General features: G+C 66.5%; 25 protein-coding genes and 3 tRNA genes. 10 read left to right on the forward strand and 18 right to left on the reverse strand.

Annotation, left to right across the window (positions count from 1 at the left end; genetic code table 11):
* Window positions 1-12 precede the first annotated feature (12 nt).
* Both ACQHI0_RS01465 and ACQHI0_RS01470 read right to left on the reverse strand, forming a co-directional pair.
* Window positions 13-276, reverse strand: a complete 264-nt coding sequence (locus tag ACQHI0_RS01465; RefSeq protein WP_427906143.1) for a hypothetical protein — start codon at window positions 274-276, stop codon at window positions 13-15.
* Between the two features lie 418 nt (window positions 277-694).
* A tRNA-Lys gene (locus ACQHI0_RS01470) sits at window positions 695-767 on the reverse strand.
* Between the two features lie 314 nt (window positions 768-1,081).
* Between ACQHI0_RS01470 and ACQHI0_RS01475 the strand changes: the two genes are divergently transcribed.
* Entirely contained in the window at window positions 1,082-2,290 is a 1,209-nt protein-coding gene (locus tag ACQHI0_RS01475) for a L,D-transpeptidase (RefSeq protein WP_427906144.1), read from the forward strand.
* 58 nt (window positions 2,291-2,348) lie between these two features.
* Here ACQHI0_RS01475 and ACQHI0_RS01480 read toward each other — a convergent pair whose 3' ends face one another.
* Complete coding sequence (locus tag ACQHI0_RS01480) at window positions 2,349-2,693, reverse strand: hypothetical protein (RefSeq protein WP_427906145.1); 345 nt, start codon at window positions 2,691-2,693, stop codon at window positions 2,349-2,351.
* Between the two features lie 109 nt (window positions 2,694-2,802).
* Entirely contained in the window at window positions 2,803-2,973 is a 171-nt protein-coding gene (locus tag ACQHI0_RS01485; RefSeq protein ID WP_427906146.1) for a hypothetical protein, read from the reverse strand.
* A 25-nt stretch (window positions 2,974-2,998) separates the two neighbouring features.
* On the opposite strand from ACQHI0_RS01485, the gene ACQHI0_RS01490 reads away from it, so the two are divergent.
* A complete protein-coding gene (locus ACQHI0_RS01490) occupies window positions 2,999-3,550 on the forward strand; it encodes a CGNR zinc finger domain-containing protein (RefSeq protein WP_427906147.1) in 552 nt (183 codons plus the stop codon).
* Between the two features lie 134 nt (window positions 3,551-3,684).
* Here ACQHI0_RS01490 and ACQHI0_RS01495 read toward each other — a convergent pair whose 3' ends face one another.
* The 3 genes from ACQHI0_RS01495 to orn form a co-directional block, all read right to left on the reverse strand.
* Entirely contained in the window at window positions 3,685-4,995 is a 1,311-nt protein-coding gene (locus ACQHI0_RS01495) for an FAD-binding oxidoreductase (RefSeq protein WP_427906148.1), read from the reverse strand.
* Between the two features lie 88 nt (window positions 4,996-5,083).
* Window positions 5,084-5,156 (reverse strand) — tRNA-His (locus tag ACQHI0_RS01500).
* A gap of 55 nt (window positions 5,157-5,211) precedes the next feature.
* The gene (gene orn / locus ACQHI0_RS01505) at window positions 5,212-5,850 is read right to left on the reverse strand and encodes an oligoribonuclease (RefSeq protein ID WP_427906149.1); all 639 of its coding nucleotides are present in this window, start codon (window positions 5,848-5,850) and stop codon (window positions 5,212-5,214) included.
* Between the two features lie 196 nt (window positions 5,851-6,046).
* Here orn and ACQHI0_RS01510 point away from each other — a divergent pair, with 196 nt between their 5' ends.
* On the forward strand, window positions 6,047-7,762 hold the full coding sequence (locus ACQHI0_RS01510) for a helicase HerA-like domain-containing protein (protein ID WP_427906150.1): 1,716 nt from the start codon (window positions 6,047-6,049) through the stop codon (window positions 7,760-7,762).
* A gap of 17 nt (window positions 7,763-7,779) precedes the next feature.
* On the opposite strand, the gene ACQHI0_RS01515 is transcribed toward ACQHI0_RS01510, so the two are convergent.
* The 3 genes from ACQHI0_RS01515 to cmrA form a co-directional block, all read right to left on the reverse strand.
* Entirely contained in the window at window positions 7,780-8,106 is a 327-nt protein-coding gene (locus ACQHI0_RS01515; RefSeq protein WP_427906151.1) for a hypothetical protein, read from the reverse strand.
* 131 nt (window positions 8,107-8,237) lie between these two features.
* The gene (locus tag ACQHI0_RS01520) at window positions 8,238-9,542 is read right to left on the reverse strand and encodes a diaminopimelate decarboxylase family protein (RefSeq protein WP_427906152.1); all 1,305 of its coding nucleotides are present in this window, start codon (window positions 9,540-9,542) and stop codon (window positions 8,238-8,240) included.
* A gap of 155 nt (window positions 9,543-9,697) precedes the next feature.
* Entirely contained in the window at window positions 9,698-10,501 is an 804-nt protein-coding gene (cmrA, locus tag ACQHI0_RS01525) for a mycolate reductase (protein WP_427906153.1), read from the reverse strand.
* A 99-nt stretch (window positions 10,502-10,600) separates the two neighbouring features.
* Here cmrA and ACQHI0_RS01530 point away from each other — a divergent pair, with 99 nt between their 5' ends.
* On the forward strand, window positions 10,601-11,671 hold the full coding sequence (locus ACQHI0_RS01530) for a phosphotransferase enzyme family protein (RefSeq protein ID WP_427906154.1): 1,071 nt from the start codon (window positions 10,601-10,603) through the stop codon (window positions 11,669-11,671).
* A gap of 240 nt (window positions 11,672-11,911) precedes the next feature.
* Here ACQHI0_RS01530 and ACQHI0_RS01535 read toward each other — a convergent pair whose 3' ends face one another.
* The gene (locus tag ACQHI0_RS01535; RefSeq protein ID WP_427906155.1) at window positions 11,912-13,942 is read right to left on the reverse strand and encodes an FAD-dependent oxidoreductase; all 2,031 of its coding nucleotides are present in this window, start codon (window positions 13,940-13,942) and stop codon (window positions 11,912-11,914) included.
* Complete coding sequence (locus ACQHI0_RS01540; protein WP_427906156.1) at window positions 13,939-14,493, reverse strand: PadR family transcriptional regulator; 555 nt, start codon at window positions 14,491-14,493, stop codon at window positions 13,939-13,941. Before ACQHI0_RS01540 ends, ACQHI0_RS01535 begins: the two co-directional genes overlap by 4 nt.
* Before the next feature lie 109 nt (window positions 14,494-14,602).
* Between ACQHI0_RS01540 and ACQHI0_RS01545 the strand changes: the two genes are divergently transcribed.
* Window positions 14,603-15,928, forward strand: coding sequence for an MFS transporter (locus ACQHI0_RS01545; protein WP_427906157.1), 1,326 nt, complete (start codon window positions 14,603-14,605; stop codon window positions 15,926-15,928).
* A 192-nt stretch (window positions 15,929-16,120) separates the two neighbouring features.
* On the opposite strand, the gene ACQHI0_RS01550 is transcribed toward ACQHI0_RS01545, so the two are convergent.
* Window positions 16,121-16,747: a TetR family transcriptional regulator gene (locus ACQHI0_RS01550; RefSeq protein ID WP_427906158.1), complete on the reverse strand. Its 627-nt coding sequence runs from the start codon at window positions 16,745-16,747 to the stop codon at window positions 16,121-16,123.
* A gap of 181 nt (window positions 16,748-16,928) precedes the next feature.
* Here ACQHI0_RS01550 and ACQHI0_RS01555 point away from each other — a divergent pair, with 181 nt between their 5' ends.
* From ACQHI0_RS01555 to ACQHI0_RS01565, 3 genes are read left to right on the forward strand one after another with little or no spacing between them, the layout of a single operon-like run.
* Window positions 16,929-18,020: a ferredoxin reductase gene (locus ACQHI0_RS01555; protein ID WP_427906159.1), complete on the forward strand. Its 1,092-nt coding sequence runs from the start codon at window positions 16,929-16,931 to the stop codon at window positions 18,018-18,020.
* Between the two features lie 33 nt (window positions 18,021-18,053).
* On the forward strand, window positions 18,054-19,202 hold the full coding sequence (locus tag ACQHI0_RS01560) for a fatty acid desaturase family protein (RefSeq protein ID WP_427906160.1): 1,149 nt from the start codon (window positions 18,054-18,056) through the stop codon (window positions 19,200-19,202).
* Complete coding sequence (locus tag ACQHI0_RS01565) at window positions 19,203-19,505, forward strand: hypothetical protein (RefSeq protein WP_427906161.1); 303 nt, start codon at window positions 19,203-19,205, stop codon at window positions 19,503-19,505.
* A gap of 3 nt (window positions 19,506-19,508) precedes the next feature.
* On the opposite strand, the gene ACQHI0_RS01570 is transcribed toward ACQHI0_RS01565, so the two are convergent.
* A complete protein-coding gene (locus ACQHI0_RS01570) occupies window positions 19,509-20,033 on the reverse strand; it encodes a DUF4254 domain-containing protein (RefSeq protein WP_427906162.1) in 525 nt (174 codons plus the stop codon).
* A 331-nt stretch (window positions 20,034-20,364) separates the two neighbouring features.
* Between ACQHI0_RS01570 and ACQHI0_RS01575 the strand changes: the two genes are divergently transcribed.
* Window positions 20,365-20,685 carry a hypothetical protein gene (locus tag ACQHI0_RS01575; protein WP_427906163.1) on the forward strand — a complete coding sequence of 107 codons (321 nt, stop codon included), beginning with the start codon at window positions 20,365-20,367 and terminating at the stop codon, window positions 20,683-20,685.
* Window positions 20,686-20,687: 2 nt separating this feature from the next.
* Here the strand turns inward: ACQHI0_RS01575 and ACQHI0_RS01580 are convergent, their stop codons facing one another.
* From ACQHI0_RS01580 to ACQHI0_RS01590, 3 genes are read right to left on the reverse strand one after another with little or no spacing between them, the layout of a single operon-like run.
* Entirely contained in the window at window positions 20,688-21,680 is a 993-nt protein-coding gene (locus ACQHI0_RS01580; RefSeq protein ID WP_427906164.1) for an ABC transporter ATP-binding protein, read from the reverse strand.
* 2 nt (window positions 21,681-21,682) lie between these two features.
* Complete coding sequence (locus ACQHI0_RS01585) at window positions 21,683-22,516, reverse strand: ABC transporter permease (RefSeq protein WP_427906165.1); 834 nt, start codon at window positions 22,514-22,516, stop codon at window positions 21,683-21,685.
* The gene (locus tag ACQHI0_RS01590) at window positions 22,509-23,372 is read right to left on the reverse strand and encodes an ABC transporter permease (protein WP_427906166.1); all 864 of its coding nucleotides are present in this window, start codon (window positions 23,370-23,372) and stop codon (window positions 22,509-22,511) included. Before ACQHI0_RS01590 ends, ACQHI0_RS01585 begins: the two co-directional genes overlap by 8 nt.
* A gap of 428 nt (window positions 23,373-23,800) precedes the next feature.
* On the opposite strand from ACQHI0_RS01590, the gene ACQHI0_RS01595 reads away from it, so the two are divergent.
* Entirely contained in the window at window positions 23,801-25,111 is a 1,311-nt protein-coding gene (locus ACQHI0_RS01595) for a DUF1254 domain-containing protein (RefSeq protein ID WP_427906167.1), read from the forward strand.
* A 104-nt stretch (window positions 25,112-25,215) separates the two neighbouring features.
* Here the strand turns inward: ACQHI0_RS01595 and ACQHI0_RS01600 are convergent.
* Window positions 25,216-25,289: transfer RNA gene (locus ACQHI0_RS01600), tRNA-Arg, on the reverse strand.
* Between the last annotated feature and the right edge of the window lie 30 nt (window positions 25,290-25,319).

Here is a 25,319-nt window from a genome sequence, read left to right on the forward strand (position 1 = left end):
GTCTACGGCCACTCAGGCTGCGGGGAGTTCGTCCTCGCCGTAGTGGTCATGGTCGGCGGCCTCCAACTCGGCGGCATCAACAACATCGTGGCCGCGATCGAGCAGTGCGCGAAACGTGGCGGCCCGGAACTCTGCGACCACCGGCACGCCCTCGCCGGTGTCGATCTCGATCGTTATGTACGCGTTGTCCTCGACCGCCCCGCCACGGATGGTGACCGTCTCCAGCCCCATGGCCACGAACTGCGCCGCGGCCGGTTCTGGTGGGTGATGCAGCACGGCGAAACCCTTCGGGTCAGGCGAGGCGAGATCCTCGATATGCAGGATCGTACGTCAGGTTTATTCGCCTGTTTCCCGGGGTGTCACCGCTTGGGCAGACGGCGGCGGGTCGGAGTCCGACTGTGCGGCAACCGGTTTGCCGCTCTGATTCGAGTCTCGATCTCAGGTGGGATTCTGTGACCGGGTTCACAGGATGTCTAACCCCTGAACGTTCCTATGCAGGTTGGAGAGAGGGGTTTGAGTGACCCAAATCACAGCAAAATTCTCCTCAGAGAAGTCGCTGGTCAGGGCTCTGGAGGCGGAAATCAGGCGCTCCGGCCGTCCCTCCGCAGAGGGGGTGGGTAGTTTTGTGGGTAGCTCAACCAGAGGTTGAGCGTTCCACATCGCTATAACACCAGGTAGACCTGGTGCTTCTGAGTGCGCCATCAGGGACTTGAACCCCGAACCCGCTGATTAAGAGTCAGCTGCTCTGCCAATTGAGCTAATGGCGCATGTTTTGTTCTTTGCCCCGTCTCCGGTGCGGAACAAACATTAGCAGGCCGTGGGCCGGAAAGTGAAATCGGGCGCTGACCAGCGCCAATGCCGTGTATCGGGCGTTGTTAACGCCGACGGCCCTCGTACGTATCTAACGATTGTGACTTGGTCGTGTCGCGGGGGCTTTCCCGTTGGAACCGGCCGGACTAGCTGGCAGAATGGGCGAGACGTCGAGTTCGTAACGCCCCCCGCCTACACGGATGGCAGTAGCGATTCGGTATGTGGGATCTGCGGCGCACTGTTATCGCGTCGGTACGGAAACGGGGTTGACATGGGTAAGAAGCGGGGGCGACCTCGGTCGCTGCGGACGATCGTTCCGGTGGTGCTGCTGGCGGTATTCGCCCTGGGGGCATCGGCGTGTTCGGCCGCGGAGGGTGCCGGCGTGGAGGTGGCGATCGATCGCAACCCTCTCGCCGAGCTGATCAAGCCGAAACTGGTCTCGACCATCAAGGACGGGCAGGTGGGTGTCTCGCCCGGGATGCCGATGGCCTTCCAGGTCGAGGACGGCAAGTTCACCGACGTCACGCTGACCAATCAGCAGGGCGGTGTGGTGGCGGGCCAGCTGGCCGCGGACGGCCGCTCCTGGGCGACCGCCGAGGTGCTCGGCTACGGCAAGACCTACAAGCTCACGGCTTCGGCCATCGGGCTCGGTGGCGCCAACTCCTCGACGCTGAGCTTCACCACCAGCTCGCCGAAGAGCCAGACCAAGCCGTACCTGCTGCCCGGTGAGGGTGACGTGGTCGGCATCGGTCAGCCGGTGGCGATCCAGTTCGACGAGAACATCCCCGATCGCCGGGCCGCGCAGGAGGCCATCAAGATCACCACCGAGCCCGCCGTCGAGGGGGCCTTCTACTGGGTGAACAATCGCGAAGTGCGGTGGCGCCCAGAGCATTACTGGGCACCGGGCACCAAGGTGACCGTCGATGTGAACGTCTACGGCAAGGACCTGGGCAAGGGTCTGTACGGCCAGGACAACATCCATTCGTTCTTCACCATCGGCGACGCGGTGATCTTCACCGCCGACGACAACACCCACCAGGTGACGGTGGAGAAGAACGGTCAGGTGATCATGACCATGCCCACCTCGATGGGTAAGGACAGCACGCCCACCGACAACGGCATCTACATCGTCAGCGACCGGCACGAGAAGATCGTGATGGATTCCTCGACCTACGGTGTGGCGGTGAACTCGGCCGACGGGTATCGCACGCCGGTCGACTACGCGACGCGAATCTCCTACAGCGGCATCTTCTTCCACTCGGCGCCGTGGTCGGTCGGGCAGCAGGGTTACTCCAACGCGAGTCACGGCTGCCTGAATCTGAGTCCGGCGAACGCGCGCTGGGTGTACGAGAACGCCAAGCGTGGCGACATCACCATCATCAAGAACACGGTCGGCGGCACCCTGTCCGGTGTCGACGGGCTCGGTGACTGGAACATCGCGTGGCCGGAATGGAAGGCGGGCAACGCCGACGCTCCGTAGGCGCACGAAAAGCGAAGGGGCACCGGATGTTTCCGGTGCCCCTTCGCTGTGTCTGTGGTCAGTGCGGCGTGGGAAGCTCGCTGCAGTCCATCATCGCCTCGCCCGCGACGGCGAGGGCGCTGCCGAACGCGCCGCACAGGATGCGTCCGCCGAACAGCAGGCGGTCGAGGTTGGGCAGGCCGGCCGAGCCGGTGCCGGAGGAGCCGGTGGTTTCGACGCCGGTGGTGGAGCCGCTCTGCGCCGAACCGGATTCGGGCTGATCGCTCGGCAGGCCGAAGTCGCCGGTGGGGGTCTCCGCCGTGAAATCGGTGAGGGGTAGGCCGGGCGAGGCGGCCGCGGTCCCCGCGACAGGGCCGAGCACGGTGGCGGCCGCGAGGATGGCGACGACGGTGGAACGCTTCATCAAGGGGTCTTTCCGGTCGAGCGCTGACGCTGTGGCGAGATCTGCCCCACATCTGGGCAGCGGTCCAAAGTGTAGCGGTCAAACGTGACGTTCGTCATGGTGGAGCGGGTTATCCGGCTTCGGCCAAGTCCGGTTCGTCGCGGTGGATCTCGGACGCGACGCTCAGGTGGTCGACGACCACTCGGCGTGCGCCGCAGTGGCAGCGCTGATAGGCGACGAGGCCCTCGCTGGTCCGGTGGCGTGACTCGAGTTGCCAGGTGTGCGCGGGGTGGTTTTCCATGCTTCGAGTCTGATGTAATGGCATTGTGCATTACAACCATTACGGGCGTGAGCCGGTGCTGCTCGGCGTCGATCTGCTCAATGATCCGTGTTCGAGTGCCGGGGAGTTGGCGCGGCGCTGTGCCGACGCGGGTTTGGTGCTGAGTGCGCCCGTGTCAGCCGCCGATCTCACGTCGGTGACGGCTTTTCTGGGGCGCTGGCGTGCCGTGGTGGAGTGCGCGGACCGGGCCGAGCGGGCGGCGCTGCTCAATGTGTTGCTGGCCGAGTACGCGTCCCCGCCCCGCCTGACCGACCACGTGGGCGACGGCTGGCATCTGCATTTCCGGCCCCCCGAGGTGCCGACGGACCGCCAGATCGCGGCGATGATCACCGTGGGGACGGCATTGCACCTGACCGGGCTCGGCATGGACCGCTTGGGCGCCTGCGAGGCGCAGGGGTGTTCCCAGGTGTACGCCGACATTTCGCGCAACGGCCGACAACGCTTCTGTAGTCCGGCCTGTGCGAACCGGTCGGCCGTCCGAAGGCACCGGGCCGGTCGCGCAGTTGGTGACAGCCTGCCGGTGCGGGGCACACCCTGATGTGACCACGCCTGCCTGTAGTGCGGCGAAGGATCGGCGCGATGACGGCGTGTGCGCGAAAGGCCGATGGTGTTCGCCGCGAGTAATACGACCGCGGACCCGCGCCGCCGACCCGTGGCGGCGCGAGCTCGTGATCAGGGCTGAACCGGGAAATTGGCGCTCAAGATGTTTCGCGGATCGCGGGCCTGCTTGATCGCGCGGAGGCGTTCCAAGGTGGCTGTGTCGAAGGCGGCCTCGGCCGATTCACCTGGCGCGAGGAAGGTGTACGGCTTCTTGCCGGTGACGTGGGCGCCGAGGTCGTCGACGATGCTGGTGAAGGCGGTCTGGACGTCGTCGATCAGGTGGGGGAGTCCGAGCCCGAGCAAGTAGAGGGCGTAGGGCTCGGCGACCGGGCCGCGGGCGCCGTGTTCGCGAGTGGTGTCGGCGAGGGCCCCACCGAGGGCACGGATCTGGATGTTGAGCAGGGGTGCGACCGGTGCGTCGATGAGCGTCTTGACGACCGCGTCGCCCAGGTCGGTGAGCAGTTCGCCGCGCGAGAGCGACGGGCTCGGGTCGGTGGGTTCGGCGGTGATGGTGCCGATCCGGTCGGGGGTCATGGTGGCGCGGGTGTCGGCGAGCGCGCCGGTGATGGTGTCGAGGCGGCTGGTCAGCTCGCGGCCCCGCGCCTCGTCACCGAGGTAGGCGAAGTCGATCGCGACGGTCGGTGCGGCGCCGGGAATCTGGTAGCGCTGCAACCACACCGACAGTTCCGGCGGTGCGTCGGTGGTGAGTGCGGTGAAGACGTCGAACACGTCGTGGGTGCGCTCGGCCGACCAGCTCACCCGCCCGCCGTAGAGCCGCGGTAGTTCGAACAGGTCGATCTCGAGCGCGGTGACGATCGCGAAGTCGCCACCGCCGCCGCGCAGTGCCCAGAACAGCTCCGGATCGGCGTCGGCGCTCACTCGTGCGCGGTTGCCGTCGGCGTCGACGATCTCGAACGCGCGGACCGCGTCGGCCGCCCACCCGTGCTTGCGGGCCAGCCAGCCGAAGCCGCCGCCCAGGGTGTACCCGGTCACACCGACCACGGGATTGCTGCCCGCGAGCCCGCTCAGGCCGTGTGCGGCGGCCGCGGTCTGGACGGCGCCCCACTGGGTGCCGGAGCCGATGCGGGCCACCCGCGCGACCGGGTCGATGTCGATGGTGTCGAGGTGGCCGGTGCGCACGAGGATCGTGTCGTCGATGTCGCCGGTCGCGCCGTGGCCGGTCGGCTGGGTGACCACCGTGCGGCCCGCGCGGTTCGCGTAGCGCACGAGGTTCGCGAGGTCGTCGGCGTCGGCGACCTCGACGACGGCGGCGACCGTCTGGGCGATCGCGGTGTTCCACGGGCGGGCCGCGAGGTCGAATGCGGTATCGCCCGGCAGGAGAACGTTTCCGCGGAGATCGGCGCGCAGTTCGTTGATGCTCATGATCAGTAGACGATGCCGGACCGGCGAGTGTGACATGCACGCGGCGAACAAAGAAGGCCCGGTCCTGGGGACCGGGCCTTCTCTTCGGGGTGACCGACGGGACTCGAACCCGCGACATCCAGGATCACAACCTGGTGCTCTACCAACTGAACTACGGTCACCATCACCGGTGAATCACCGGCGCCGTCGATACTAGCGTGAGTTTGGTGCCAGGCCCTAATCCGCTGGTAGAGGGCTCGAACCGGTGACATCCACGGCCTCGGTGGCCGCCTGCGCGGCGGCCGCGATCTCGGTGGTCGATGGCCCGGGCAGCGGCACGAAGGCGGTGCGGCGGTAGTACTCGAGTTCGCGGATGGATTCCTTGATGTCGGCCAGCGCGCGGTGCGCAAGGCCCTTCTCCGGCTGGCCGAAGTAGATGCGCGGGTACCAGCGCCTGCACAGTTCCTTGATCGAGCTCACGTCGACCATCCGGTAGTGCAGGTGCGCGTCGAGTTCGGGCATGTCGCGGGCGATGAAACCGCGATCGGTGCCGATGGAATTACCGCACAGCGGCACCGTGCGCGCGGTAGGCGCGTACTCGCGGATATAGTCGAGTACCTGCTGCTGGGCCTGCTCGAGGGTGACGGTCGAACGCCGAACCTCGTCGGTCAGACCGGATTTAGCGTGCATGGTGGCGACGACCGGTGGCATGCAGGCCAGGGCGGCGTCGTCGGCGTGGATGACGATGTCGACACCGTCACCGAGAATGTTGAGGTCGCTGTCGGTTACGAGCGCGGCGATCTCGATCAGCTTGTCGCTGTCGAGACGGAGCCCCGTCATTTCGCAATCCATCCAGACCAAAAGTTTGTCGGACACCGAGCCACCCTAACGGGGTAGGCGTGAACCTCGTCGGCAGGTGTGTCGTGCGGGCGAGGCGGGCCAGGTTTGCCGACGACATCGGCGGATGTTCGCCGCCCAGGTGACCGGCACGGATACAGTTTGCCTGGAATTGTCCGCAGACGTTCCGAGCATTTCTTGCGTACGTGCCAGTGAGCAGACGGAGGACGCGCGAATGACCACCCCACAGGAGAAGGCGGCAGCGGCACGTAAGGCGGCCGAGGACGCGGCCCGGGTCGCGGCCGAGGCGATGGCGGCCGCGGAGGCCGCCGAGCAAGAGGCCGCGGCAGCGGCCACCGACGACGAACATGCGGCACCTGGCAACGAATCCGCCTCCGCGAGTACGGAATCCGATTCGAAGTCACCGGCATCCGGCGTGGCCGGGGAGATCGCCGAGGGCTACGCCTTCGCGGGGCCTGCCTTGGAACTGGGCACGGTGATGGTCGACGGGGTGGCCGATCCTGGTGCGCGCGTGCGTATTCCGCTGCGGATGATGAACCGGCACGGCCTCGTCGCCGGCGCCACCGGCACCGGCAAGACCAAGACCCTGCAGGGTATCGCCGAACAGCTTTCCCGCGCAGGCGTTCCCGTGGTGATGGCCGACGTCAAGGGCGACCTGTCAGGTCTGAGCGAGCCGGGCGCCGACAACGAGAAGATCCGGGCGCGCGCGGCGGAAACCGGCGCGACCGACTGGGCACCGAGCACCTTCCCCACCGAGTTCGTCTCGCTCGGCACCGGCGGCATCGGGGTGCCGATCCGGGCGACGATCACCTCGTTCGGTCCGATCCTGCTCAGCAAGGTGCTCGGCCTCAACGACACCCAGGAATCGACGCTCGGCCTGATCTTCCACTGGGCTGATCAGCGTGGCCTCGCCCTGCTGGATCTGAAGGACTTGCGCGCGGTCATCACCCACCTGACCAGCCCCGAAGGCAAGGAAGACCTCAAGGGCATCGGTGGCGTGTCCTCGCAGACAGCGGGGGTGATCCTGCGGTCACTGGTGAACCTGGAAGCCGAAGGCGGCGACACCTTCTTCGGCGAACCCGAGCTCGACCCGGCCGATCTGCTGCGCACCGCGGGCAGGCTCGGCGTGATCACGCTGTTCGAGCTCGGCCAGCAGGCGGCGCGACCCGCGCTGTTCTCGACGTTCCTGATGTGGGTGCTGGCCGACCTGTTCCAGACGTTGCCCGAGGTGGGTGACGTAGACAAGCCGAAGCTCGTGTTCATCTTCGACGAGGCGCATCTGCTGTTCGCCGAGGCGTCCAAGGCGTTTCTGCAGCAGGTCGAGCAGACGGTGAAGCTGATCCGGTCCAAGGGCGTCGGTGTGTTCTTCTGCACCCAGTTGCCCACCGACATCCCCAACCCGGTGCTCTCCCAGCTCGGCGCCCGCGTCCAGCACGCCTTGCGCGCCTTCACCCCCGACGATCAGAAGGCGCTGTCCAAGACGGTGCGCACCTACCCGAAGTCGTCGGTGTACGACCTCGAAGAGGCGCTGACCTCGCTCGGCACCGGTGAGGCGATCGTCACTGTGCTCTCCGAGACCGGTGCGCCGACGCCCGTCGCCTGGACCAAGATCGCGCCGCCGCGCTCGCTGATGGACACCATCGGCGATGACGCGATCAAGTCCAAGGCGCTGGCGAGCGCGTTGCAGGGCAGATACGGGCAGAGCGTCGACCGGGAATCCGCCTACGAGATGCTGCTGGCCAGCGTGGCCGCCGCCGCACCCGCGCCCGAGGCCGCGCAGGCACCGGGCCGATCGCAGGCACAGCAGGACGAGGACACGGCGGCCGAACGGATCATGAAGAACCCCGCCGTGAAGAGCTTTCTGCGATCAGCGGCCAGCGCCGCCGGTCGCGAGATCAGTCGCAGTATCTTCGGCACCCGGCGGCGCTGACGGACGAGACGGTTGGCTCAGCTGCTGCCGAACCAGCCCCACGGGAACCAGTTGTGCCCGCCACGGCCGCGGTCGCAGCGATCCCAGTCGCGATCGTTCCAGTGGTTGCGGCCGTACCAGTCGTTGTCACATCGGTGCCCGCGGTCGCGGTCGCAGTAGTCGTAGTTCCGGTGGTTCCAGTCGTCGCATCGTGGGCGATTGGTCTGTACCTGGTCGGGGGCCGCTGCGGGCAATGCGGTCGCGGGCGCCGCCACTGTCATCGGAAATGTGACCGCCATACCGGCCACCGCCATGCTCATGAGCAGTCGGCGCAGGCCGACCTCGCGTGTTCTGTTGGTATTCATCGCTACCTCTTCCGGTGCGCTCGTCACCGGACCAACGCACCGTCGGTCGAGTTGTGTGATTATCCCCGACCTGTCTGATATTAGGCGCGCGATGGGTGCCGCCACCAGACCGATGACGGCAGTATTCCGGCCTATTCCAGAATTTCGCGCATCAGCAGATCGGCGGTTGTCTCGCGGCGCATCAACTGCCGGGTGCTGCCGTCGGCGACAGCGACGATCGGCGGCCTGCCCACCGTGCTGTAGGTCGACGCGAGCCCGTGGTGGTAGGCGCCGGTGCACGGGAGGGCGAGTACCTCACCGGGGTGCAGATCGGCGGGTAAGCGCACGTCGGTGGCGATGAGCGCGCCGGATTCGCTGTGCCTGCCCGCGATGGACGCGGTCATCTGCGAGCCGGTCGGGTGCCGGTTGACCACCAGCGCGCCGCCGTGTCCGCGTCCCTGGCCGCCACAGCCGCCGCCGTCGACGATCACCCGGGTGCCACCGTCGGCGGTCTCGTTGACGGCGAGCACTCGATACAGGGTGACGCCCGCCCTGGCTACGATCGCGCGCCCGGGTTCCATCGCCAGCACGGGGCGGGGAAAGCGATGGCGCGCGCAGCCGGCGTCCAGTGCGTCGTCGAGGATGTCGGCGAGCTCGCGCAGGTTCAGTTCCGCGTCGCCACTGCGCAGCGCTACCGCGTGCCCGCCGCCGATGTCGAGATGGGAGAGCAGCAGACCGTATTCGTGGTCGACCCAGGACATCTCGCCGATCATCCGGCGGATCGCCTCGCCGTAGTGGTCGGGGTTGTGGATGTGCGGGCCGAGGTGGCAGTGCAGGCCGACGAGCTGCAGGTTGCACCGGCCCGCGATCCGGGCCACGGCGGTCTCGAACGACCGGCTGCCGAGCGGGAAGCCGAACTGGTCGGCGCCGGGAACGTCGATACCGGTGGCGACGCGGAGCAGCACCTGCTGCGGTTGGGTCGCCAAGGCAGTGAGCAGAGTGATCTCGGTGAGCGAGCCGACCACGATGCGGCCGACCCCGCAGCGCACGGCGGTCTTCAGTTCGTCGAGGGTCTTGCCGTTGCCGTGCAACACGATTCGGCGCGGATCGATGCCCGCCGCGAGCGCGACCGACAGCTCACCGCTCGAACCCACCTGCACCGACAGACCCTCGTCGGCGACCCAGCGGGCCACCGCGCCGACCATCAGCGCGGTACCCGCGTAGACGATCTCGGCCTCGGGGAAGTGCTTGCGGTAGGCGCGGCAGCGCTCTCGTACCTCGGCTTCGTCGACCACCTGGACAGGAGTGCCGAACTGATCGGCGATATCGGCGAGCGCCACCGAGCCGAGGGTGATCCGGCCGTCGTGGTCGTAGTGGGTATCGGCAGGCCAAACCGCGGAATCGAGCCGCGGCACGGTGGTAGCACGCAACGACGGGAAGATGTCGAGCAACGTCACGGTGGTCTCCTGAGGACGCCCCCGCGTTCGGAACGGCGGGGCCTACTGTCAGAACTACGCCGTGCGCGCGCCGCTGAACTCGGTGTTTACGGGTCCTTGACCACCGGTGAGTCCTTCCTGACGGTTTGCTGACATGCCGACCCGTCAGGCCGTGCTCAGCTGCCGAGCTTCTTGTAGAACGCGCCCGCGACAGGGGCGGTCAGCGCGCGCGGTCCGTAGTTGCCCGCGACGCTCATGCCCTTGCTGATCAGGCCGGGGACGATGCGCATCTTGTTGCGAGCCAGCGCGTCGATGGAGACCTTGGCGGTGTACTCCGACGACACCCAGAGGAAGTCGGGAACCATCTTGTCGACGATCGACTGGTCCTCGGGGGCGGGGGTTTCGGTGCGAACGGGACCGGGGGCCAGCAGGGTGACGTGCACGCCGGTGCCCTTGAGCTCGCCGCGCAACGACTCCGAGAAGGTGTTCGCGAACGCCTTCGACGCCGCGTAGGTGGCGTTGTTCGGGATCGGCATGTTGCCCGCCGCCGAACCGCTGATCAGGATCCCACCCGCCTTGCGCTCGATCATGCCGGGCAGCACCGCCAGGGTCAGGTCGTGCACGGCGGTGGCGTTGAGTTCCATCTGCATGCGCTCGTAGGCGAAGTCGAGTTCGGCGACCGGGCCGAAGGTCGCGATGCCCGCGTTGTTGCAGAGGACGGCGATATCGCGGACCGCGAGCTCGTCGACGAGGCTGGCCCGCTGGGTGCGATCGGCCAGGTCGACCGCGCGGACCTCGGCGGTGATGCCGTGGACCAGGGTCAGCCGCTGGGCGAGCTCGGTGAGGATCTCACCGCGGCGCGCGACCAGGATCAGCGAATAGCCGCGCCCGGCCAGTTCGGCGGCCAACGCGGTGCCGATGCCGGAGGACGCGCCGGTGACGACGGCACGATTGTCTGCAGTGGGGGAGGGCAAGCTCACGAGGGGAGCTTAGGGGATCGGCTCCAGGTGTGCCGTGCCCGCGTCGACGGGTGGCAGCGCGCTCCGGTAGTTCGACGCGACACCATCGATACTGGACTGATGGCTGACGAGCAGGTGTTCGGGATGGGCGATGACCCACTGGCCGAGCCGACGTGGCCCGCGCTCACCGAGGACGAGATCGCGCGGGCGGTCGCCGCGACGTGGGGTGGCTCGCCCGCGGCGATCGAATGGCGTGGTGCGCGGCCGTTGTCGTCGACGGTGGGGGTGCGGTTGGACGACGGGGAGCGGCTTGTGGTGAAGCGGATGCCAGTGCGCTTGCGTGATGAGGTGGCGTTGGGTGAGGAGCATCGCTTCATGGCGCATCTGCGGGATCGGGGCATTCCGGTGCCCGAAGTGCGTGCGACGGTGGGTGAGTTCGTCTACGAAGTGCACAGGGTTGGGGTGGGGGAGGACAGGTATCGCGCGGACTTCTCCTGGTCGCCTTATCGCGACAGCGACGATGCGGTGCGCGCCGGGGTGATGCTCGGTCGATTACATTCGGCCGCAGCAGGTTTCGATGCGCCTGCTCGACCGCCCAGGCCATTGCTGGCGAGTATGCACGGTGACGTGGTGAGCGCGTTCGAACGGCACATCGCACGGCGGCCGTCGGTCGCCGGATTCCTGGGCGAAAGGGACTGGCGTGCTGAGGTTCCCGAGTTCCGGGTCGACTTCTCCGGTGTCGCGCCACTGTGGACACATGGAGACTGGCACGCGACCAACCTGCTCTGGACCGACCACGAGGTGACCTCGGTGATCGATTTCGGACTGGCAGACCGGACCACCGCCGTCTTCGACCTGGCCACCGCCATCGAACGCACCGCCGTCGACTGGGTTTCCCTGCGTGACGGCGGTCCCGCCCATGTGCGCGCGGACCAGATCACCGCGCTGATCCAGGGATACCGATCCGAGCGAACACTGTCGGCGGCCGAACAGAACCTGCTTCCGAGCCTGCTCCCGCTGGTCCACATCGGCTACGAGCTCTCGGAGATCGACTACTTCCTCACGATCGCCCACGACCCACGCAACGCCGAAGTCGCCTACCACGACTGGCTTCTCGGACATCTTCGCTGGTACGAATCAGCGGAGGGCCGCGAACTACGCGATGCTGTTCGCGACCTCTCCCTACACTGACCGCCCACCCGGCACCACCGAGTCCGCCCACCCGCACCGCTTTCCCAGCTACACCGTCAAACCCCAGTTCCGCCATGACCGCACTCCCACCCACCACGACCCGACCTCGAGGAGGGTCCGCCGCGAAGCGGCGTAGCGGCCCGGCCGCGAGTTAGCCGCCGTTGCGTCCGCGGCGCAGCCGCCAGCAACGGCGGCTAACTCGCGGCCCCCCAGGGGCCGCGCTCGAGCGCGCCAGCGCTCCTATAACACAGCGGCCAATCGGGTGCCCTGGTTGATCGCGCGCTTGGCGTCGAGTTCGGCGGCCAGGTCGGCGCCGCCGATGAGGTGCAGGTCGACGCCCGCGGCGCGCAGCGGTTCTTCGAGTTCGCGCACGGATTCCTGTCCGGCGCAGACGATCACGTTGTCGACCTCGATCACGCGCGGGTTCTCGTGCTTCTCGCCGAAGCTGATGTGCAGGCCCGCGTCGTCGATGCGGTCGTAGTTCACGCCGCCGACCTGCTCGACACCCTTGGCCTTGAGGGCCGCGCGGTGCACCCAGCCGGAGGTCTTGCCCAGATCCTTGCCGAACGGGGTCGACTTACGTTGCAGCAGTACGACATCGCGGGCAGCGGGGGAGGGATTGGGCTTCTTGAGCTGGCCGGGAGCCTGCTCGTTCTCGGAATCGACGCCCCACTCCTCTTTCCACTCGTCGAGCTTGAGCGTGGGATGCCCTTCGACGGTGAGGTATTCGCTCACGTCGTAGCCGATGCCGCCCGCGCCGATCACCGCGACCTTCTTACCGACCGGCTTCTCCTCCTTCACCAGTTCGGCGTAGGAGAGCACCATCGGGTGGTCGATACCGGGAATGTTGGGGATGCGCGGGCGCACACCGGTCGCCAGGATCACCGAGTCGTACTTGCCCGCGATCAATTCCTCGGCGGTGACCCGCTTTTCGAGATGCAGGGTGACACCGGTGACGTCGATCTTGCGGCGGAAGTAGCGGATCGACTCGTCGAACTCCTCCTTGCCGGGTATGCGGCGGGCGATGTCGAACTGGCCGCCGATCTTGTCATCGGACTCGAACAGGTCGACGTGATGGCCACGCTCGGCCAGACTCACCGCGGCCGACAGCCCAGCCGGGCCCGCACCGACGACCGCGACCCGCTTGGCGCGCCGAGTCGGCAGCAAGTTCAACGTGGTCTCGCTGCCCGCACGCGGGTTGACCAGGCACGACACCTTCTTGTTGCCGAAGGCGTGGTCGAGGCAGGCCTGGTTGCAGGCGATGCAGGTGTTGATCTCGTCGGCCCGATTCTGCTCGGCCTTGTTGGCCCATTCGGCGTCGGCCAGCAGCGGGCGGGCCATGGAGATCAGCGCCGCGTCGCCGCGGGTCAGGATCTCCTCGGCGACCTCGGGCATATTGATCCGGTTGGAGGCACAGACCGGGATGTTCACCTTGCGCGCGATCTTCGCGGTGAACTCCACGAACGCCGCACGCGGCACCGAGGTGACGATGGTGGGCACGCGCGCCTCGTGCCAGCCGATGTCGGTATTGAGGATGTCGACGCCGACGGCTTCCAATTCCTGTGCCAGAGCGACGATCTCGTCGAAGGTCTGCCCCTTCTCCACGAGTTCGGCCATCGACAACCGGAACACGATGATGAAATCGGGGCCCACTTCGGCACGGATGCGGCGGGCGATCTCGACGGGCAGCCGACGTCGGTTCTCCGGTGTGCCGCCCCACTTGTCGGTGCGCTTGTTCACCCGCGGCGCGAGGAACTGGTTGAGGAAATAGCCCTCACCGCCCATTATCTCGCAGCCGTCGTAGCCGGCGAACTTGGCCAGGCCCGCGCAGCGCGCGTAATCGTCGATGGTGCTCTCCACACCCTTCGACGACAGCGCCCGCGGCTTGAACGGGTTGATCGCGGACTTGATCGCCGATGCCGAAACACTGGTCGGCATATAGGAATAACGCCCCGCGTGCAGGATCTGGATGGCGATCTTGCCACCCTCGGCGTGCACCGCCTTGGTGATCGTGCGATGCCGGTAGGCCTCGGTCTTGTTGGTCAGCTTGCCGCCGAGCGGCAGCAACCAGCCGGTGCGGTTGGGCGCGTAGCCGCCGGTGATGATCAGGCCGACACCGCCGCGGGCGCGCTCGGCGAAGTAGGCGGCCAGTTTGTTGGTGTCCCAGGCGCGGTCCTCCAGACCGGTATGCATGGAGCCCATGACTACGCGATTGCGCAGCGTGGTGTGGCCGAGGTCGAGTGGCTCGAACAGATGGGGATAGGCAGTCATGGGCGGTCGTCACCTTTTCGCGGTCGCAGGGCCTGCAGTACTTCGTCGCACCATTCGAGGTAGCCGGACTCCGCGCGGATGCCCGCGCGCAGCACCAGATACTGGTGCAGAGCGGTGCCGGAGAGCTGGTCCGGCACCGGGAAGAATTTCTTTTCGCTGAGGCGGTACTCATCGAGGCGCTGGGCGTGCTGGCCGCGATGGCGCTCGACCTCGGCGCAGATGGCATTGATGTCGCCGTACGCGGCGGCGCGGATCTTCACGCCCAGTTCGTCGCGGGCCGGGGTGGCGTCGGTGGGCTCGGCGAGCCAGCGGGCGATCTCGGCCTGGCCGGCCGGGGCTACCGAGTACACCTTCTTGTCGGGCTTGCCCTGCTGGGTCACCGATTCGACGGTGACCCAGCCGGAGGACTCCATCCGCTTGAGCACCCGGTAGATCTGCTGGTGGGTGGCACTCCAGAAGTAGCCGATCGACTTGTCGAATCGGCGTGCGAGCTCATAGCCCGATCCGGCCCGCTCGGTGAGCGAGACCAGTAGCGCGTGCTCCAGTGCCATGGGACGAGAGTATCCGGAACGCTGGGTACTATGCAACCAGGTTCATATGAACTGCCGGTGCCGATCCAATAGACGGCGCGGTTGTCGGATCGTCGTTACGCTTCGGCGTATGACCGAGGTGGACGCGGCCGAGACCGTCGGGGAGGCGGCCGGACGCGGGCAGGTGCTGGCGTGGGGGCTGTGGGACTGGGGGTCGTCGGCGTTCCAGGCCGTCACGCTGACCTTCGTGTTCTCCGTGTATCTCACCGACAAGGTGGGCAAAGATCTGCCGGGGACGACACCGGCGAGTGCCTGGCTGGGGTGGGCGCTGGCGGGGGCAGGCTTGGTCGTCGCGCTGACGGCGCCGGTCTGCGGGCAGTACTTCGACGCGGTCGGCTCACGTAAACGAGCCTTGGCGACCTTGACGGCGCTGACGGTCGGCGCGATGTCACTGATGTTCTTCGTCCGCGACAACTATGACGACCTCTGGCTTGGCTTGGCGTTGCTCGCATTCGCCTCGGCCACCTTCGAGCTCGCGGGCGTGCCCTACAACGCGATGATGCGGCAGGTGTCGACCCCGGCCACGGTGGGCCGGGTGTCCGGATTCGGTTGGGCGATGGGCTATTTCGGCGGCATCGCGCTGCTGCTGATCTGCTACGTGGGATTCCTCGCCGGCGACGGTGACACCCGCGGGTTGCTCGCGATGCCCACCGATCAGGGCCTCAATGTCCGGCTCGTCATCGTGCTCGCGGCGGTGTGGTTCACGGTCTTCGCGCTGCCGGTGCTGTTCGCGGTGCCCGAGATGCCGCGCACCGGCGCCGACCCGGGTGCGGCGAAGGTCGGCTTCGCCGGTTCCTACCGCGTCCTGTGGCGTGACGTGCGGGAGCTGTGGGGGCAGGACCGGCACACGGTGTACTTCCTGCTCGCCAGCGCGGTGTTCCGGGACGGCCTGGCCGGTGTGTTCACTTTCGGCGGGGTGCTCGCGGTATCGGTGTACGGGTTCGCTGACGCCGATGTGCTGCTGTTCGGGATCGCCGCGAATGTCGTCGCGGGGGCGGCTGCGATCGTGGCGGGCCGGTTCGACGACCGGATCGGGCCCAAACGGGTGATCGTGGGGTCGCTGGCCGGGATGCTGGTGTGCGGAGTGGCGCTGCTGCTGGTGTCGGGCTCGGCGATGTTCTGGATCTTCGGCCTCGCGCTCACCGTGTTCGTCGGTCCGGCACAGGCTTCGGCGCGTTCGTTCCTGGCCCGGCTGGCTCCGCCGGGACGGGAAGGTCAGCTGTTCGGGCTGTACACGACCACCGGACGGGCCGTGTCGTTCCTGGCGCCTGCCCTGTTCGGCGTGTTCGTGGCGGTTTTCCACAGCGACCGCGCCGGCATCGCCGGACTGCTCGTCGTGCTGGCGCTGGGTCTGCTGGTGTTGCTCCCGGTGCGTGCGCCTGCGCGCGCCGAGTGAATCGTGTTGTGGGGTATCACTGAAATCGTCGCGCGCATTGAGTGTGAACACCTGTACTCCGAACAGCGGTGGCCAACTAACCTCGAAGGGGCAGGGGTAACTCACCGGGTACGCCCTGTGTAGGCCGATCGTTCCGCCCGATGCGTTCACCTGGCGTGCCCACGTCCGGTAGCCGCGGAGGCGTCGATGAGCCTAAGACTCGGGGAGCCCGCTCGGCGTCCAGCCCGCGATGCCGAGGGCGATGAGCCGCATCTGCATGACGGTGCGCTCCTGGATGGCCGATTCCTCGCGAGGGCTCGATGCGACGAACGCGGCGATACCGTCGGTCACGGTGGTGACCAGCAGGTCCGCGGCGATCTCCAGCTCGGTCGTGCTCCACGAATCCAGTGCGCGCAGGCGCGACAGATCGGCGACGATCTCGCGCACGATCAGCTGCATCTCCATCGCGATCGCCTGACGCAGTGGCGCGGGCCCACCGTGCCGTTCGCGAATGAGGAAACCGAACAGGGCGCGTTTGGCGCGTACCTGCTCGAAGACGAAGCGGACCGTATCGGCCAGGTGGGCGTCCGGCTTGCGCCTGACCTCGCGCAATGCCAGCCGCAGCGCGGTGACGCCCTCGTCGACGATGGTCGCGCCGAGGTCGTCGAGCGAGGCGAAGTGGCGGTAGAAGGCGGTCGGCACGATGCCGGCCGAACGGGCGATCTCACGCAGGCTCAATGCAGCGAATCCGCGCTCCGAGGCCAAGGCCAGGGTGCCCTCGAGCAGGGCTGCCCGGGTATGCGCTTTGCGCTCGTTGCGGGTTCCTGCCTGCTCAGTCACATCGGTGAGCATACATCCGTTCACCATAGCGGCCTTCGTCATGATGTTGTCCGCCTCACATTATTGCCGGTTGACAGTGGCCCGGGGTCATCGGGCACACTGGTGAGTGTACAGACGTGCACTGAAAATTTAACCGCACGTCGAGGAACTTCTCCGTACTTCGCAAAAGGGGCAACACGACATGGTGGGACTGATCGATCTGGTGCAGACGTTGACGACGCCGCACCCGCTGGACCGGTACCTGGAGCTCGTCCGCCCCGGGCTCACCGCTCGGGAGCTGCGCGCCGAGGTCACCCATGTCTCACACGCGGTGCCCGGCTCGGTGACGCTCACCCTGCGCGCCTCGCGGCAGTGGCGCGGCCACGCCGCCGGTCAGTACGTGCAGATCGGCGTCTCGATCAACGGCGTTCGCCACACCCGCTGCTACTCGCCGATCGACCCGGAGAGCACCGGCGAGCGCTACCTGCAGCTCACCGTCAAGGCGCACCCGGGCGGGCTGGTGTCGAACTACCTGCACGCCAACGCGAAGCCGGGCATGGTCGTCGACCTGGCGCCTGCCTCCGGTGTGTTCCACCTACCGCAGCAGCGACCCGACAAGATCCTGTTGGTCAGCGGCGGTAGTGGCATCACGCCGGTACTGTCGATGTTGCGGACCCTCGACGCGGAGGGTTACACCGGGCAGGTCACGTTCCTGCACTACGCTCGTCAGCCCGAGATGGTGCCGCACCGGGCCGAGTTGTCCTCGATCGCGCAGCGCCGCGCCAACTTTCGCATCGAATACCGCTACCCGGTCGAGCCGGGCACGGTGATCGACGGTGAAACCTCCACCGGCAGTGGGTTCTTCGACTACGACGAGCTCGAGCGGGTCGCACCCTGGTTCGCCGACGCGCAGACGTTCGTGTGCGGGCCGCCGCCGCTGATGCGCGCGGTGCACACGATCTTCGAGGCCGAGGGTCTCCAAGATCGAGTGCTCAGTGAGGAATTCACGCTCACCACGGTCCCGACCGACCCGTCCGAGGCCACCGGCACTGTCACCTTCTCCGACAGCGACGTCGCCGCCGACAACACCGGAGCAACGCTGCTCGAGCAGGCCGAGGCATCCGGCCTGACCCCGGAATACGGCTGCCGCATGGGGATCTGCTTCTCCTGCACGGCAACCAAGGTCTCCGGCTGCACCCGCAACATCCGTACCGGCGAACTCGACGCCGAGCCCGACAAGCAGATCCAGGTCTGCATCAACACCGCTGTCGGCGACGTCGACATCGCGCTGTAGATCGACACCGAGACAACAAGGGGAGATATAGCCATGACGATCCTCACCGAAGGCAAAGACGGTCCGGTCATCCTGAGCCCGGAGCAGGTCGAAGAACTCGGCGCCGCGCTCGACGCGATCCGCGCCCGCGTCGTCGACGACCTCGGCGAACGCGACCGCGACTACATCTACAACATCATCAAGACCCAGCGTGGCTTCGAGATCGCCGGCCGCGGTCTGATGTACCTGGGCTTCCTGCCGCCGTTCTGGCTGGCCGGTGTCGCCGCGCTCGGTGTGTCGAAGATCCTCGACAACATGGAGATCGGCCACAACGTCATGCACGGCCAGTACGACTGGATGCGTGAGCGCGGTATCAACTCCCGCGAATTCGACTGGGATACGGTCTGCCCGGCCGACCAGTGGAAGCACTCGCACAACTATATGCACCACACCTACACCAACATCGTCGACATGGACCGCGACATCGGTTACGGCATCCTGCGGATCGACGAGGCGCAGAAGTGGAACCCCTATTACCTGGGCAACCCGCTCTACGCCTTCCTGCTGATGACGTTCTTCGAGTGGGGCGTGATGCTGCACGACCTCGAGGCCGACAACATCATCAAGGGCAAGCGCAAGTGGTCCGACATCAAGCCCCTGCTCAAGGGACAGGGTAAGAAGGCAGGCAAGCAGGTCCTCAAGGACTACGTGATGTTCCCGGCGCTGACCGGCCCGCTGTTCCTGCACACCTTGGCGGGCAACGTGGCGGCCAACCTGGTGCGCAACGTGTGGACCTACTCGATCATCTTCTGTGGTCACTTCCCGTCGGGCGTGCAGACGTTCTCCAAGGAGGAGACCGAGGTCGAGACCCGCGGTGAGTGGTACGTGCGCCAGATGCTCGGCTCGGCCAACATCACCGGCTCGCGGCTGTTCCACATCATGTCGGGCAACCTGTCGCACCAGATCGAACACCACCTGTTCCCCGATATCCCGGCGAACCGGTACCCGGAGATCGCGCCCGAGGTGAAGGCGCTGGCCGAGAAGTACGGCCTGCCCTACAACACCGGTCGTTTCTCCAAGCAGATCGGTTCGGTCTGGGCCAAGATCTTCCTGCTCGCGGTGCCCGATCGTTTCGTGAAGAGGGCGCCCAAGCCCGGTGTTATCGTTATGCGTAATCGGAAGGCAACCGAAGTGGGCGTGTAAATGGTCGGCAAATTCGAAAGCAATAAGGACCTGGTCCAGGAACTGACGGCATCCGGTGCCCAGCGGGTCGGCAAGATCGCGACCCTCATCACCGGAACCGTCGCCGAGGTTGCCCGCGAGATCGGTGAATTCGTCACCGATGCGATCGAGATGAGAGAAGCCGCGGCTGCTGCTCGTCGCGACGCGGCGCAGGATCGCGCGGCGGCGGAGTTCGTCGAGACCGAGACTGTCGACCTCGACGCACCGGTCGAGAGCGATCTCGGGGCGGCGCCGGTGTTCGCCGAGCCGGGCGACAAGGCCTGACGTTCACCACACCGGCAACCGCCTGCGGTGTTCGGTGACATCGGTGATCAGATCGCGGTAGCCGTCGGTCAATTCGGCAAGACGACACCACTGCAGATGGGTGCGAGCCTCCCGCTGCCGTGGTGTCGTTGTCGTTTGCGCGGCCAGAGCCTGGTGCGCGGCAACCCATTTCGCGGCCATCCGGTCGATCACCGCGCCGAGCGTCTCGGTGTGCAACGAGGCGCCGTCGCGGTGTTCGACATGGGTGGCGACCCAGTTGTCGATGCGGGCGATCAGCGCGATGCGGTCGTTGTCGATGTCGTCGACCAGGCGCCCGCACGCCGCGACGCCGCTGCTCGACGCGGCGGGATCGCGGGCCTGCTCCAGGACTCTGCGCCGGCGATCGTGGCAGTGCGCGAGCCCGCTCGCGGCGTCGAGTACCCGGTGTCGCGCCGGGTCGGGGTGGTCGGTTTCGAGAAATGCGCGCAACAGTGCCGAGGGAGTCGGCAGCTGTGCGGCATCCAGACGGTGGCCGTAATCGATCGGCATGGCTGGCCCCTGATGACGCGTTCGTGCATGGATGCGCCGGCACCGAGGAGGATGTGGTGGGGGTGCACTCCCCGGCACCGGCGTAGCCCCGCCCGGACGTCGACGAATGGCCGCGACGCTGCGGGTAGAGAAGACGGCCCGGGGAAAATCGGGACCCCTTCAGGAAAGCGCGATTCGGTCGTGACGCGCAATAGTATGGTGTACAAACCCGGCGGTCGGCGGAAATTGTTATCCACCATTACGGCGGGGTCTCCCGGTGAGCACCGCTGGGTAACCGAGGTGGCACATTTCCGGCAACCATTTTCCGCCCTATGTACTAACCTCGATAATTGTGCCGGCCTACGTGTCCTCGCCAGAGCTGACCTTCGGGTTCCTGTTCGCGCTGGAAGACCCAGAGCGAATCGCCGATGTCGTGCGTGGCCTCATGGAACGTCGTGCGGTATCGGTGTTCCGGCTCGCGCGGCTGTCCGGCGACGTCGGCCCACCCGAGCGCTATGTCGTGAACTGGGCTGCCATCCCGCAGATTTCGATCACCACCGGCGCTCCCGACGAGGAGGAGTTGCGCGCGCAGCGGATCATGCTGGTCAACGCCTTCCTCGGGGAGGGTGGCGAGGTGAGCATGTACGCGGGAAACCCGGACGGGCCGAGCTGAATTCAGCGGGTCGACTCGTAGATCCGGCGGACCACGTCCTCGATATCGGGTTCCTCGATCGACAGATCGCGCACCTGCGCCCGGTCCGACACCGCGGCCAGTAAAGCCGCCGCGGTGGTCTTCTCGGCGTCGAAGGCCAGCCGCTGGCGCATGCCGCCCGCCTCGCTGGACAGCAACTGCGCCCCGCACGGCAGATCGTCGAGATCCGGAGTGGGCGCGGCCAAGTCGACGACCAAGACGCGCCGCGCGCCGACGGTGGCGCCGAGCCCAGCCAGTGAACCGTCGTACACCAGCCTGCCGTAATCGACCACGAGCACCCGATCGCAGAGCCGTTCGATATCGCCCATGTCGTGGGTGGTGAGCAGCAGTGTGGTGCCGCGTTCGATCCGTTCGGCGCGCAAGAACTCGCGTAATCGCTGCTTGGACAACACATCGAGGCCGATCGTCGGCTCGTCGAGGATCACCAGCTCCGGCGAATGCAACAGCGCGGCAGCCACTTCCGCGCGCATCCGCTGACCGAGCGAGAGCTGGCGGACCGGGGTGTCGAGGGTGTCGCCCATTTCCAGCTGTTCCACCAGCTCGTGGGTCCGCTTGTCGGCGATATCGGGGTCGAGGCGGTGGATCGCCGCCAGGATCGAAAACGATTCGTGCAGCGGCAGATCCCACCACAGTTGCGAACGCTGCCCGAACACGACGCCGATGCGCGAGGCGAGTTCCTTGCGCTGGCGCACCGGTTCGAGGCCGCAGGTGCGCACGGTTCCGGTGGTCGGGACGAGGATGCCGGTGAGCATCTTGATCGTCGTCGACTTGCCCGCGCCATTGGCGCCGATATAGCCGACCGCCGAGCCACGCTCGATGCGAAAGCTCATCCGGTCGACGGCGGTGATGGTGTCGCGATGTCGGCGCCAACGGCTGCCGTTCTTGCGGTAGACGGTGAACTGCCGGGTGAGGTCATCGATGTCGATGATCGGTTCGGAGTTCTCGTGCTCGTCCATCGTTATCCCCCTCCTCCCTGATAGTGCCTCGTACCGATCCGCCATGCCGCTGATGCGAGCAACCACACCCACGCCGCGGCGAGTGGCGTCAGCCACGCCGACCACGCGGGCAGCAGCGGCGGACCCGGCAGCCCGAGCAGGGCGACGGTCGGCACGTACGCCGTGAACGCGACGGGAATCGCGAACCCGAACAACAGTTTCAGCGGTGTCGGGAACACCGAGGCCGGCTGCATCGCGGCGAACGAGCCGCCGTAGGTGAAGCTGTTGGTGAGCTCGGCACCGTCGATCAGGAAGAACTGTAGTCCGGCTGCGCATACGAAAAGGCCACAGAACAGCGCGATTCCACTGATCAGGGTGATCACGATCAAGGTAACCGGGGCGATGCCCCAATCGATATCGTTGCGCCACAGCCCGATCCCGAGCACGATCACCGCCACGGCGGCGCGGGCGAGCCTGCGTAACGAGATGTCACTGGTCACCAGCTGTAACAGCAACGGTTGTGGGCGAAGGTGATACGCGTCGAGGGTGCCCATCCGGATCATCGAGGGCAGGGAGTCCAGATGCCCGACCGCGACCTGTGCCAGCGCGAACGAGGTGTTGGACAGCCCGAACAGCAGCAGCGCCGCATCCACATCGAGGCCGCCGAGGGTTTTGACATTGTGGAAGATGACCCACACCTCGGCGAACTCCACCAGCCCGATCAGGAAGGCGCTGAACACCTCGGTGGCGAACGAAAGGCGGTACACCTGCTGTGCTTTCACACGCGAACGCAATACTGCGAGATAGGGAGTGAACCAGGTCCCGGCAACAACGCGCGCGGAATCCGGTTCAGCCACCCTGTACCTCCAGCCTGCGTTGTCCCGCTCGCAGCAACACCCTGCCGAGCAGTCCGATCACCAGCACCCAGAAGCCTTGTATCGCAACGATGACCAAGGCTTCCGGGCCGGCGGCCCGCCCTGACAGCGTATCGATCGGGGCCTGCAGGATGGACGGAAACGGGGTAGACATCGCGACGACACGCAACCAGTCGGGGAACATGTGCACCGGGACGAAAAGCCCGGCCAGGAACGTTCCGACGATCTGGTACAGCACCCGGAAGCCACGAATCTCGACCACCCAGAACCCGATCAGCGCCACCGCGAACAGACACAGAAACGACAACGCCACCGCGAGCAGCACACTGATCAGACCGAGCAGATAGGCCAGCGGTGTGTCGGGCATCGACAGACCGAAGGTGGCCGCGCCGATGAGGATGCTCGGCACCCCGCGCGGCAGGATCGTGCAGGCGGCGCGGCCCATATCGGTGGCCAGGTAGCCGAGTTGCACGTCGATCGGGCGCAGGAAGTCGATGGCGACATCACCGGTTTTGATCCGGTCGACCAGGTCGATCTGCGGTCCCATGAACTGGGTGGCGCCGAGCAGTGCCTGCGACAACCACACATACGCCCCGATGGTGCCCTCGTCGTAGCCGCCGAAATCACCGGCGGCCCGCACCGCCGCGACCATCACCGCCGCGCGAACGAACCCGAACACACAGTTGGTGAAAAGCCCGGCGAACATCGCCAGTTTGTATTGCGCCTGCCGCTTGAACCCCGCCCGCGCCAACGTCCAATACACCCGGAAAGCACCTGGCTTGCGACGACGCCGCACCGCGACGGCAAGCCCACCATCCCCCACCACATCGCCCCGCACAATCACTCAACTCTAGGCCGATCGCCACGAATCAGGACGAAAACGGCACCGATCGCTGGTGCTTGGTCGATCCGCGGACGCTCAGTCCTTGGGGAAGCCTGTCGCGAACAAGATCGCAATCGCGACCGAGCTGACCACGGAGATGGCAAGGATGATCCACATGAGGCGAAAGATTACCTGCCTGCGGACGCAGTTCTGGCATCGCATCGCTGTGAGCGTCGTCCCACGCGCTGACCAGGCGAAATGGCAGTTCCGTCGGCGGCCGCGTCGGTTCGGCGGGTGGCGTACCCGGATCAGGACCTTCGCCACTGCGGTGGCGCGGACGCCTTCGCTCAATTCATCCCCTGGGGGTGAGGTTTCTCGCGGTGCCGGCATCGACGATGGATGCGGCCGACCTCACCGGGATCATGATCTGCAGCGGAGGCGTAATGAGCGTGTTGTCCAGTGATCTGAAAACCTTGAGCTACGAGGCGTACGTCTACCTGTACTCGTTGGTGACGATGGATGTCACCCGGCGGCAGCAGACGAACTCCCCGGCTGGTTCGACCCCGGGTTTCGGACCGCCGAACCAGTTCCATCACATGCGCGAGTTGCCTGATGTCGATTTTCGCGCGGTCGTACGCCCGAACTTCGACACGCTGTACTCGTCGGCGTGGCTTGACCTCACCGGCGGTCCGGTCCAGATTCATATTCCCGACAGTCACGGCCGGTATTACATGATGCCGATGCTCGACGCCTGGACGGACGCGTTCGCCGCACCGGGTAAGCGAACAACCGGCACCGAGGCCAAGGACTATGTCGTCGTCGGGCCGAGCTATCGCGGCCAGTTGCCCGCCGGCATCCCGGTGATCGAGGCGCCGACCCCGATCGTGTGGGTGATCGGGCGAACTCAGGCGAACGGCCCCGATGACTACGCCTCGGTCAACGAGTTCCAGGCCGGACTACAGATCACCGAGCTCGGCGACCGGCCGCCGTTCGTCCCCGATCCGGCCCTGGTCAGCGAGATCGAACCGCTCCGCACGGTCAACGAGATGACCGCGACGGAGTTCTTCGGCCACGCTGCCTCCGTATTGCAGACGATCCCCGCTCACCCGACCGACTTTTCCATCCTCGCCCGCATCTCGTTGCTCGGTATCGTCGTCGGCCAGGACTTCGACCCGACGCGGTTCTCCGCCGCCGACCTCGCCGAGATCGACGCGGGCGTCAGCGCGGCGCGTGCCGATCTCCTCGCCGCGCGGACCACGATGATCCCGCCCATCGACGGCTGGATGAGCATCCTCTACACCATCGGTGTCTACGGCAACGACTACTTTCGCAGGTCCGCGGTCACGCTGATCGGGCTCGGTGCCAACCCTGCCGAGGATGCGATCTACCCGCTGCTGGTTCGTGACGCCGCGGGCAACCCGCTCGTCGGCGACAACGACTATGTGCTCCACTTCGACGCCGGGAAACTGCCGCCGGTCGCGGCGTTCTGGTCGGTCACGATGTATGACCTGGAGGGCTTCCAGATCGCCAACGAACTCGACCGCTACGCCCTCGGCGACCGCGATCCGCTGACCTACAACTCCGACGGATCGCTCGACATCTACATCTCGCACAAGAACCCGGGCCCCGACCGCGAACCGAACTGGCTGCCCGCGCCGACCGGTCCGATGGGCATCACCTTGCGCCTCTACGCGCCCGCCGCCGAAGCCCTCGACGGAACCTGGACCCCGCCGCCGGTCCACCAAGCGTCATGACAACATCGCCATCGCCGGGCTGACGAAACTCTAGCTGTTGGATCGTTGTGCTGAAGTCGAGAATGGCCCCCGACCGGCAATTCATGCAGGTCAGAGGCCATTTGCGCCCCCGGCAGGAATCGAACCTGCGACCTAGAGATTAGAAGGCTCTTGCTCTATCCAACTGAGCTACGGAGGCAGTCGCTTTTACCTTGGCCGAAGTCGGCCG

The organism is Nocardia sp. FBN12 (assembly GCF_050320175.1).
In the GTDB taxonomy this organism is placed as follows: Bacteria; Actinomycetota; Actinomycetes; order Mycobacteriales; family Mycobacteriaceae; genus Nocardia.